The following is an 11,022-nucleotide window of genomic DNA, read 5'->3' on the forward strand; positions in this document are numbered from 1 at the left end:
ATTTAAGCCTTATCATCGTTAGGCTTATTTTGACGTTGTTGCTCAATTTGTCGTTTGAGTTGTTCACCTGCTGCTTTACCCACTTTTGCATAATGGCTATGTGCAAAATGCATTTGAATAATTAAAAATGTTGCACTGACTGCCCAATATAAACTGAGTGCAGAAGCGGATTGTAGTGACGCATATATAATAAATAATGGTGATAGCACCATCATGACATAATAAGTGCGACGTTCTTCCTTTGGATAATGCATGGCATTGACTAGCGGTTGAATGAAATAAAGTAAGGCCGCAATAAAGGTCATAATTAAATCCGTATGCATTAAGTTGAACCATAAAAAGTGGAGGTGCTCGATAATCCCGCCACTTGTTGGATATTTAATACATGCGTATAAACCTAATAAGATTGGGATTTGAATTAATATTGGTAATGTGCCAATAAGGCTTTTGAATGGATTAATACCATAGTCGTTGTACTTTTTCATCAATAGCTTATTTGCTGCAGTACGTTCTTCTTGTGTTTCTGCGTTCTTAAGTTTATCTTGTAGTTTCTCAATTTCAGGTTTAACGACTTGCGTTTTTCCACGCATCATGTGGATATTCTTTACTTGGATAAACATCAACGGCATTAATACAAGTCGGATGAGAAGCACAATCACAATAATAGCTAATCCATAATTTTCATGGAATGTACGACCTAAGAAGTGAAGTAACATATCCATTGGCTTAACAAATATCGTATAAAAGAACCCATGTTAATCTTCTTTATGAGAATAGTCACATCCAGCCAATAATATGACGATACTCATTAAGAATAAGGAACATTTTTTTCTCATGTCTAATCTCCTATGTGCTTGAGGTCTTTAATAATCTTAGTCTTTAATACATTTAGCTTAACATATTCGCTCGTTAATCATAGCAGTTTATCGCAATTTTATGATTTTGACGCTTTTGATACTGTTATTATTTTTAAAAGCATGAAAGCATAAAGACTCGTTAATAATGTGATAACACTTAATAAACAAATTTTAGCTGATATCGGTAGCCAAGACATTATAAACTGCCAATCAGAACCATTGAGTAACACTGAAGGTAATACATGTAATAAGCCTAAAACTAATATAAAGATCACAGAAAGTATACACATGCGATATTGAGTATTGCGATGATTGATACGCAATTGAATTGGGCGGTGGTGAATGATGTGACGATATACACATATTAAAATGACTACAACAGCCATCCAAATAACAATTGAGATGACAGTAATCACAATTTGGTGCTGAAGAATATCATGTTGAATTGTGTCGACGTGTTGGCCCTGGCTTAATTGTGTATTTAAATGTTTCGCAAGTGTTGGAATGTGATCAGAATAAGCATTTGCGAGAATAACAATGCCATAGTCTTTCTTAGGATTTAAAATAATATAAGATGAGTAGTTCTCAAGTGTACCCGGATGATAGATAAGTGTCTCTTGATTTTGACGAGTAACAAACCAACCAGTTGCATATTGGGAATGATCATCATCATGTGTTTGTACTTTAGGTTTGTGTGTCGCTTCTACTAACGCTTCCAAATGTTTCGGTGGATGAAGTTGAAATTTTATCCAAGGTTGCAAGTCATTCGTGCTCGCCATCAAATAAGCTGACGGGTTATCACCAATGTTAAATGTTGGGTGATCTGCGTAGGCTTTGCGATGTTTAATATCATAACCTTGTGCATCATGCGCACCTTTATCATTATTCTCTTTAGTAGAAATATGCGACATATTTAAAGGGTTGAAAATGTGTTCACGCATGTAAGTTGAATAGGGAGAGTGAGATACATTTTGAACAATTAACCCTAAAATATTGTAGTTCATATTCGAATATTCAAATTGTTCTCCTGGTCGATGGTTTAATGAACGACCATTAATACTTTTCACAATGCCTTCTAAATCATTAGTCTTTTTAGTAATACGGTCATTATTAGTTATATCTCCTGGAATCCCACTTGTTTGAGCGATTAACTGGTTAATGGTGATGTCTACCTTTTTTCCTTTATAAGTCATATGAAAATTGGGAATGTATTGACTGATATGATCGTTTAATTGGATTTTACCTTCGTTGACGAGTTGCATAATAGCGTAGCCTGTCATTGCCTTGGAATTCGAAGCAATTTCGAAACGCGTATTAGGTGTTACTTTATGTTTATTTTCGATGTTTGCATAGCCGTAGCCTTTATTAAGTAATACTTTATTATCTTTAATCATTAACACTGAGACACCCGGTATATGACCATCGTCCATCTCACTTTTAACCATGTTATCTATATAATCTTGAGAAGTAGGACTGAACATTGAATACGTCGGGTGCCATTTCATTATAATCGAACAGATAAGTAAGATAACAATTAATACGATGCTACTGAAAAGTATGATCTTTTTCATTTTATTTCCTCTATTTTATGATTTGAGTAGTGAACAATTTACTATGTTAACGAGATTAGTATAGCAAGTTTTTGTTTAAATTGCTCTTAAATCTCTGTCATAGATTGTTTGCTATTTATTTTTCAAATAAATAATGGGTAAAATTCAACTAAATATTGATGTAAAATGTAACTAATATAGTAAAAATTAACATTAAAATTGTAGGAATAGCTATACTTTTCATCAAAATGGGAGTATATTTTATCCATTGAATTTGAATATAAAGAGGTAAAGAGTATTATGTTCACTCAATTTAAAAGACTTTTAATTGGTAAACCTAAAAGAAATCGCGATTTGAAGAACGAGAAAATCAGTAATTTCAAGGCTTTAGCAATACTTTCTTCTGATGCATTGTCTTCAGTAGCTTATGGTCCAGAGCAGATTTTGATTACACTAGCAGTTGTTGGTGCAGTGGCATCTTGGTATACGTTACCAATAGCATGTGGCGTATTAATACTGTTAGCGGCTTTAATCTTATCTTATCGCCAAGTCATTTATGCCTATCCTAAAGGTGGCGGGGCGTATATGGTTTCTAAGACAAACTTAGGAGAAAAATGGGGACTCGTAGCAGGAGGTTCATTACTTGTTGATTATATATTAACTGTAGCGGTAAGTATTTCTTCAGGCGCAGATGCGTTTGTAGCCGCCTTTCCATCGCTATATCATCATAAAGTATTGATTGCATGTTTACTCGTGCTATTTATTTTAATTATGAATTTACGTGGTTTGACAGAATCGGCTACAGTATTGTCATATCCAGTTTATTTATTCATTATAGGGTTAATAATAATGATTGTTGTAGGTGTATGGAAAGTTGCAACTGGTCAAGCTGAGCCACATATGCATGCAACAGTAGGGACAGCTGTACCAGGTGTGACATTATTCTTGTTACTTAAAGCATTCTCATCAGGTGCCTCATCTTTAACCGGTGTAGAAGCCATATCTAATGCGGTAACGAATTTCAAAGATCCTGGTCCTAAAAATGCGGTTAAAACGTTAATCGCAATGGGAAGTATCCTGGCATTTCTATTAGTAGGTATTGTCGGTTTAGCCTACTGGTATGGTGTTATGCCTGAAACGGAAACAACTGTATTATCACAATTAGCTATGAACATTCTAGGACACAATGCCGGTTACTATTTTGTTCAAGCAACAACAGTAATGATTTTAGTTTTAGCAGCGAATACAGGGTTTACTGCATTCCCAATGCTTGCAGCAAGTATGGCCAAAGATAAATATATGCCACGTATGTTTAGTGTGCGTGGAGATCGATTAGGCTATTCAAACTCTATTATTACTTTAGGTGTAGGGGCAATTTTACTTATCATTATTTTTGATGGTAAAACTGAGAACTTGATTCCACTCTATGCTGTAGGTGTATTTATACCGTTCACATTAGCACAATATGGTATGGTGCTTAAATGGGTCAGAGGAAGAGAGAAAGGCTGGTCTCGTAAACTGATAGCCAATGCGATAGGTGGAACTATCACATTTATCGTATTTATGATTTTCTTAATCACTAAATTTAGCCATGTATGGCCAATATTAATCTTTTTACCTTTGATTGTAATTGTATTTTTACGAATCAAAGGGCATTACAAAGATATTGCTAAACAATTGAAATCAACTGCTATGGTACAAGATATGCCTATTGTTGATAAAAACTTGGCGCTTGTTCCAGTCAGTACGATTACGTCAGCCATTGATAAATCTGTATATTACGCTCAAATGATTGCTGATGATGTTATCGCAGTGCATGTTTCATTTGGTGATGAAGCAGATAAATGCTTTGCTGAAAAATGGGAACGTCATTTTCCAGATGTACGTTTAGTCATTTTGCATTCGGAATATCGAAGTGTTATTAGACCCATCTCACGCTTTATTGATAAAATTAATAAAAAAGCGAATGATAAAAATTATGTCATTACTGTTGTGGTACCACAGTTTATTACAAAAAAATCTTGGCATAATTTCTTACACAATCAAACGAGTATTAGATTAAAAATGCATTTGTTCTATCAAAAGAATGTTATTTTAGCCACAGTACCGTTTAAATTGCATAAATAAGATGAAAACCATAAAGAAAAGCCCATAGATAATGCGTAGCATTAACTATGGGCTTTATTAGTTTTAGTGTGCATTGCTCGCTTCGTGTGCTAAAACAATCTCATTATAGTTAATATTTTCTCTCAATTGGGTTGCAACTTCATTCGTTACTTTATTTCGAGAAATCAATTCATCTAAAATGGTACGTTGGATATATAATGCTTCAAGTTTTGCATCATGTTGTTGAAGGGTTGTAAGTTCATACGTTTCTTTGTTTTCTGCTCTTTGTTGCTTTCTATTTTTATTGTGACGTAGTGTACGTGATAAGTTGTGATATTGGTTAATAATTAAACTAACTTCTAATACGTTTGAACTGTTTTGTTCTTCACGCATTTTCATAATGACATTGTGGTTTACGACACGCATTAATTGTTGAACTTTATTAAAGCTATTTGCAAATGCTTCTCTTTGAACCTTTTTAGCATTTTTCGCTTTTTCACGTTCTACTTTATACGCTTCACGTTTCGCTTTAATATCCATTTTATTCTGTTCTGTCGTTGCTTGATGTTCTTCTTTTAATAATGCACGATTTTCTTTATGAATACGGTGTGCTTCTTTTCTGGATTCTTTTCGAGCTTTAAAGCGTAACCCAATCAATTTAAAGAAACGGTTTATCTTTCTTAATATCGACATTTCTCGATAAGATTGACTAAATTCCATAATATTACGGTAGTCTGTTAAATCTTTTTTAGTAATTCTTTCTTTCTCGATTAAACGTTCTAACGTTCTTGTTTCTTCTTCTTCAGCGATTTCTTGCAGTCGTCGTAATTCCTTCGTATTTTTATTATCTGGTTCCATATTGATTAAGAATGATAATTCATTAAAATATTGGTTTAATATTGGTCGATAATCCATCTGCTTTCCTTCTGAGTTTTTCGTCTTAAAGGCATCAAGAACGTGTTGAACCATAAATATTTTGGCTGATTGATAGGACATACCTTTAAATTCTGACATTTGTTCAGAAGGTGTGATCAGTGGTAGCACCACTTGGGCGAGAATTAAGCTTGTTAAGACCATAAAGGAAGCGATAAACAATAAGTCATTACGATATATAAATTCTTGATTACCATCCATCATATACGGAAGTGTGAGCGCCATAGATAATGAAATGGTACCGTGTATGCCACACATCGTCATGATGAAGGCATAATGCTTCCGTTTCGGTGGCCCAGTATCTTCTTCATCATCTAGGTAGGATTGAACGTTGTTTGGATAGTAAAAATCTTTAAATAACATATACACCCAAATAAATCTAAACACGTAAATGGCAAGTGCAATTAATAAAGCGGTTGTAATTAGGAATACAATGTTCTGCGGTTCGTCATGAATAATTTCCATTACGACTTCGGGAACAATATAACCTAAAACAACAAAGACGAAACCATTTAAAGCATAACTAAGCGTGTTCCATATTTGGTTATAGTTCATCTGTAATTCTGTTTGGGCACGAATTAAACGATCACGTTCTAAACCGTGGATTAAACCTGCAACAACAACGGCAATGATTCCAGATGCATGAAGTTCTTCGCCAATAAAATAAACAGCAAAAGGCGTAAGTAATTGGATAAACATTAACGTATTACTGTCTTTCATGCCTTTATTGGTCGTTAGATATACTCTTAATGTCACAACTAACGCACCAACGATGATACCAATCAATACACCTAAAATCGTTGAAACAATAAATTGACCTATCGCATCAAATGCTGAAAAACTACCCGTTACAAGTGCGGTAACTGCAATTTTGAATGAGATAATACCTGCAGCGTCATTAAGTAATGATTCACCTTCAAGAATGGACATGGATCCTTTTGGTAAAATTTTCCCCTTCGTGATTGCAGAAACTGCGACAGCATCTGTTGGGCAAAGAATGGCAGCAATTGCAAAAGCTGCAGGCATTGGTAAATCAGCCCAAATCCAATGAATAAAGAAACCGACGCCGATAACTGTAGCAAATACAAGCGCCATAGCCATTAAAATAATCGGTTTACGATATTCAAGTAACTTTGTTCTTGAAATATGTGTACCTTCCACAAATAGTAGTGGAGCGATGACTGCCATCATAAATACTTCCGATTCAAATTCAAAATGCATCGGGATGGGCAATACGAATAAGCAGACACCTAAGGCAATTTGAATAAATGCAGTGGGAATTTTAGGGAACCTATTATAAATAATAGAACTAATAATCACTGCGAATATGAATAATAAAAATGCTTCTAATAGCTCCATGAATAACTCCTTTAATAAATTGAATAATCATAGTTTACCATGCGATAGGATAAGCTACCAAAAAATGGTAGACGATTTGGTAAATAGTAAATTATTTAAAGTAAGTATTTTTTGTATATCATATTTAAGATTGTTATAAACGGACTTTGATAATGAGGCTTTAACCGATAGGGATTAAGTTGAATAAGATTAGTATCATCTTATATAGCGTTTTGAAATAATAAAAGTGGAAGACAATGCATTTTAGGATGCATTGTTCCACTTTAGTTGTTTATTGATATGGATGATTGATGGTTAAGTTTTCATTAGTAATTAATCGAATTACGACCTTGACTACGTGTTCGTTCTGCTAAATCTTCTGCATTTGATTTATATTTTTTATAGAAGATGAACAAGAAGATAAACCATATTGGTGAAATGAAAATTGCTGCTCTAGTGTCTTCACTAAAGAATAACAGTACAAATACAAATGCAAAGAATGCAAGTACGACGTATGCACTTTTTAATCCACCAAAAAGTTTGAATTTATTTTTATGGTGTTCTTCTGGATTTTTCTTCACAAAAATAATATAAGAAATAATAATCATCGCCCATACTACTAAAAATAGTACAGTTGAAAGTGTTGTTACATAGATAAATAGTTTGATAGCATCTGGGAAAATAAAGTTTAATAACGCAGCTGCTAATAATGTTCCAGATGATACTAACATAGATAAGTATGGCACACTGTTACCATTTGTTTTACTTAAAACTTTAGGTCCTAAACCTTGTTTAGCAAGCCCAAATAGAATACGGCTGTTTGAGTAAATACCACTGTTTGTTGCTGATGCAGCTGCAGTTAGTACAACGAAGTTAACAAGTCCAGCAGCAAATGGTAAGCCGATTAAGCTAAACATGGTTACGAAAGGACTACTATTTGAATCGATTTTATTCCAAGGAATGACAGACATGATGACTAATAGCCCACCCACATAGAATAATAGAATACGGATTGGCACGTTGTTGATTGCTTTAGGGATGACATTTCTAGGGTCTTTCGTTTCACCCGCTGTTACCCCGATAAGTTCTATACCAATAAATGAATATACTGCAATTTGGAATGCCATCAAGAAACCAAATGGCCCATTAGGGAATATACCACCATGATTGATTAAGTTACTAAATGAAGCGTGACCATAAGAGGTTTTGAATGAGAAGAATATCATGACTAAACCTACAATAATCATCGCTATGATAGTTATAATTTTAATAATTGAGAACCAGAATTCTAATTCACCGAATAATTTTGCACCTAACATGTTAAATGAGATTAACATTAGTACGATAAATAAAACGGTGATCCAATGTGGCACTTGAGGGAACCAGAAACTAAAATATTGTCCCATAGCTGTTAAATCTGACATGCTTGAAGCAATCCATGCAAGCCAATATGTCCATCCTATGACGAATCCTGCAAAAGGACCTATGTATTCGTTCGCAATATCTACAAATGAATTAAAGCGTGTATTACTTAATAATAATTCTCCAAGTGCGCGCATGAATGCGAACATAACCATGCCGATAATCATGTATGTTAATAAGAGGGAAGGCCCTGTTAAAGCAATTGTTTGACCTGAACCTAAGAATAATCCTGTACCAATTGCGCCCCCAATCGCAATTAATTGAATATGCCTGTTGCTTAGTTCTCTTTCCAATTGTCTAGCCATATACTTCCTCCTTAGAAAGCAGTGATGTGTTTTTAAATTTTAGTGTAAACGCTTTCTTTTATATGTAAAAAATTTGCTTTTAACAAAGTATTAAGTAAATCGCATTAATTGTTAAATATCAGATATTAAGTGAAAACAATAATAATTGTTCACAAATGATGTAACTTTGCTAAAAGGTATTTTTATTATACGCTTAATTTAATAAAATATAAACAAATTTCTGAAAATTTAATAAACAGATTTATTTATTATTCATAATAACTATGACATAATGATTTCAATTCAAAACAAGTAAGAGGGACGACACGAATGAAGATAGGTGCAATTTCAGATTTACATATTGATCGACATCCTAAACTAGAGCCAAAGGTATATCTTGAAACACTTGTACAACTGGTTCAACAGAGGGATGTCGCATTACTATTAATTGCCGGAGATGTGTCTAATCATTTTCAGCAGAGTTATCAATTTATTCAAGATTTAAAAGCAAAATGTGGTATTCCAGTCTTATTTGTGCCAGGGAACCATGATTATTGGACTTCTGAAGCCTCGTTAACGTCATCAGAAATTTATAATTTCTATGTGGATAAGCCAGAATGTTTAATTGGAAAACCGTATATTATAAATGAGAATTGGGCAGTTGTTGGGCATACGGCTTGGTATGATTATCGGTATGCGGATGACAAATTTGATTTGGAACGCATCCAAAGAGGGAAGTATTACGGTGCAACATGGCAAGATAAAGTGAAAATCGACTGGGATATTGAAGATAGAGCATTATCTAAGCAGGCTGCTAACCAAATTCAACATGACTTAGAACATGTAAAGGATAAACAGATTATTCTAATGACGCATATTGTGACGCATCCACAATTTGTTGTACCAACGCCACATCGTATTTTTGATTTCTTTAATGCATATATAGGTACGAAAGACGTTGATGCGTTTTATCAGACGTATCCTATTCGTTATAGCATTATGGGGCACGTACATTTTCGAAAGACGTTGTCCGAAGCAGGGATTACTTATATTTGTCCTTGTTTAGGGTATCAACGACAATGGCGAACAACTGATCTTATGGAAGAGCTCGATGCGTCGTTAGTCACATTTGATGTGCGTGATGCATAAAAAATCAGTGAGGTTGAGATACAATTAACATTGAATCAATCTCACTTAAATAGTGGCCTATATTACACTTGAAGATAAATACATGTACGACCAGGTGCATTAAAGCTACGTTCTAATTTTTGCTTAGCAATTTTGATGACTTGAAAGCGATTAGGCACAATGGCAGGAAAGATAAAGTGTTTAAATAAGTGACTCCATAAAGGATCAATATAATAGTAGAATTGATCATCATATCCGATTAATAGTGTGATATGAATGTTGGACACTAATTCTTTCTTATGATCATCGAATTTGAAATATTTGCGGAAAGGTTTACGACCTAAATTAGTATGATACATTATAACTGGTTGGCCAGAATCGATGACAGCTTCTAGTGATGACAAATCAGTACCTGTACCGTCTACAATTCGATCGTCAATCGTTTGTAAATAAGGTACATAAGCATCAGGAAAGATTGTTTGATGATGACCAAATTTGACGAGTAAATGATGACCAACATATCCTTTATAGGGATTATTAGGATGCTTAGGCCAATGATTCATGATTTCAGTAGCTTTAATATTATGATTGTTATATTGAAGTAACATTGCTGCTGAAACACCTTCACATCCCATTACCATTGGAATTGGAAATAGTTGGCTAATTGGTTTAATTGGTAGTATCGTTCTTTTCATCATGATTCTCCTCAAAGACAGTCTCTATTAATGTCCATCATTTAGTTTAAGTAAATTTATTATATACCTTAGTCGTCACGGCGTATATCAATACGGATTGTGTGATGGTTTATTATTAATTAGAAAATGGGGGCATAGCAATGACAATGCAATACAGATTTGAACATTTAGGTGAGGTTCAACTTATAGGCGTTTTAAGAGCGTATACGACTGGTGAAGCAATGCAACAGGATATTCCAGCATTTTGGCAAGAAATGAATGAAATAGGTGTGGTCAAAGCTTTAACTCAATATAGTAATCAAACTTTAACTGGCATATTAGGCGTTATCATACCACGTGAAAATCGTATAGATTATTTTATTGGCGTACCTTATGATGGTTTGAATAGCAATGATTCAGACTTCGAAGCAATCAAGTTAATGGCACACAACTATGTCGTTATTGATGCGAAGGGGCGTGTTCCTGAAGCAATTAAAGCAGTGATGCCAAAAATCTATACAGAATTATTGCCTCAAGCGGCATTTAAAACGATTCAAGCACCTATGTTTGAACATTATTTACCGGGAAATACTCAAAGCTCTGACTACATTACGGAAATATGGATGCCTATAAAAGAATAGACTAGAACTAAGAGAGGCTGGGACATAAATAATATAATAATGCTATTTAGCAAATTCGCAGTAGCTGACTGAACTGAGAAGGCGTTTAA

Annotated in this window: 7 protein-coding genes and 1 pseudogene; 3 read left to right on the top strand and 5 right to left on the bottom strand. The window is 34.1% G+C overall.

Going from position 1 to position 11,022, the window contains the following annotated elements; all coding sequences use genetic code 11:
• Positions 1-2: 2 nt before the first annotated feature.
• A pseudogene (yidC, locus tag KA878_RS08000) lies at positions 3-836 on the bottom strand (membrane protein insertase YidC).
• A 98-nt stretch (positions 837-934) separates the two neighbouring features.
• On the bottom strand, positions 935-2,428 hold the full coding sequence (locus tag KA878_RS08005; protein WP_193838993.1) for a serine hydrolase domain-containing protein: 1,494 nt from the start codon (positions 2,426-2,428) through the stop codon (positions 935-937).
• Positions 2,429-2,707: 279 nt separating this feature from the next.
• Here KA878_RS08005 and KA878_RS08010 point away from each other — a divergent pair, with 279 nt between their 5' ends.
• Positions 2,708-4,534 (top strand): APC family permease, encoded by a 1,827-nt coding sequence (locus KA878_RS08010; protein WP_075109027.1) that lies wholly within the window; start codon positions 2,708-2,710, stop codon positions 4,532-4,534.
• Positions 4,535-4,597: 63 nt separating this feature from the next.
• Here the strand turns inward: KA878_RS08010 and KA878_RS08015 are convergent, their stop codons facing one another.
• The gene (locus KA878_RS08015; protein WP_075109334.1) at positions 4,598-6,805 is read right to left on the bottom strand and encodes a cation:proton antiporter domain-containing protein; all 2,208 of its coding nucleotides are present in this window, start codon (positions 6,803-6,805) and stop codon (positions 4,598-4,600) included.
• Positions 6,806-7,110: 305 nt separating this feature from the next.
• Positions 7,111-8,511, bottom strand: coding sequence for an amino acid permease (locus KA878_RS08020; RefSeq protein WP_193838994.1), 1,401 nt, complete (start codon positions 8,509-8,511; stop codon positions 7,111-7,113).
• 309 nt (positions 8,512-8,820) lie between these two features.
• Here KA878_RS08020 and KA878_RS08025 point away from each other — a divergent pair, with 309 nt between their 5' ends.
• Positions 8,821-9,639: a metallophosphoesterase gene (locus tag KA878_RS08025; protein WP_193838995.1), complete on the top strand. Its 819-nt coding sequence runs from the start codon at positions 8,821-8,823 to the stop codon at positions 9,637-9,639.
• 62 nt (positions 9,640-9,701) lie between these two features.
• On the opposite strand, the gene KA878_RS08030 is transcribed toward KA878_RS08025, so the two are convergent.
• Positions 9,702-10,313 carry a C39 family peptidase gene (locus tag KA878_RS08030; protein WP_075109331.1) on the bottom strand — a complete coding sequence of 204 codons (612 nt, stop codon included), beginning with the start codon at positions 10,311-10,313 and terminating at the stop codon, positions 9,702-9,704.
• A 140-nt stretch (positions 10,314-10,453) separates the two neighbouring features.
• Between KA878_RS08030 and KA878_RS08035 the strand changes: the two genes are divergently transcribed.
• Positions 10,454-10,933, top strand: a complete 480-nt coding sequence (locus KA878_RS08035; RefSeq protein ID WP_193838996.1) for a GyrI-like domain-containing protein — start codon at positions 10,454-10,456, stop codon at positions 10,931-10,933.
• Positions 10,934-11,022: the final 89 nt, after the last annotated feature.

Origin of the sequence: Staphylococcus sp. GDY8P57P, assembly GCF_017892585.1 — a bacterium.
Lineage (GTDB): Bacteria > Bacillota > Bacilli > Staphylococcales > Staphylococcaceae > Staphylococcus > Staphylococcus borealis.

Coding starts and splice junctions, on each gene's coding strand:
- KA878_RS08005 (WP_193838993.1), bottom strand. CDS start 2,428: ATGAAAAAGATCATACTTTTCAGTAGCATCGTATTAATTGTTATCTTA.
- KA878_RS08010 (WP_075109027.1), top strand. CDS start 2,708: ATGTTCACTCAATTTAAAAGACTTTTAATTGGTAAACCTAAAAGAAAT.
- KA878_RS08015 (WP_075109334.1), bottom strand. CDS start 6,805: ATGGAGCTATTAGAAGCATTTTTATTATTCATATTCGCAGTGATTATT.
- KA878_RS08020 (WP_193838994.1), bottom strand. CDS start 8,511: ATGGCTAGACAATTGGAAAGAGAACTAAGCAACAGGCATATTCAATTA.
- KA878_RS08025 (WP_193838995.1), top strand. CDS start 8,821: ATGAAGATAGGTGCAATTTCAGATTTACATATTGATCGACATCCTAAA.
- KA878_RS08030 (WP_075109331.1), bottom strand. CDS start 10,313: ATGAAAAGAACGATACTACCAATTAAACCAATTAGCCAACTATTTCCA.
- KA878_RS08035 (WP_193838996.1), top strand. CDS start 10,454: ATGACAATGCAATACAGATTTGAACATTTAGGTGAGGTTCAACTTATA.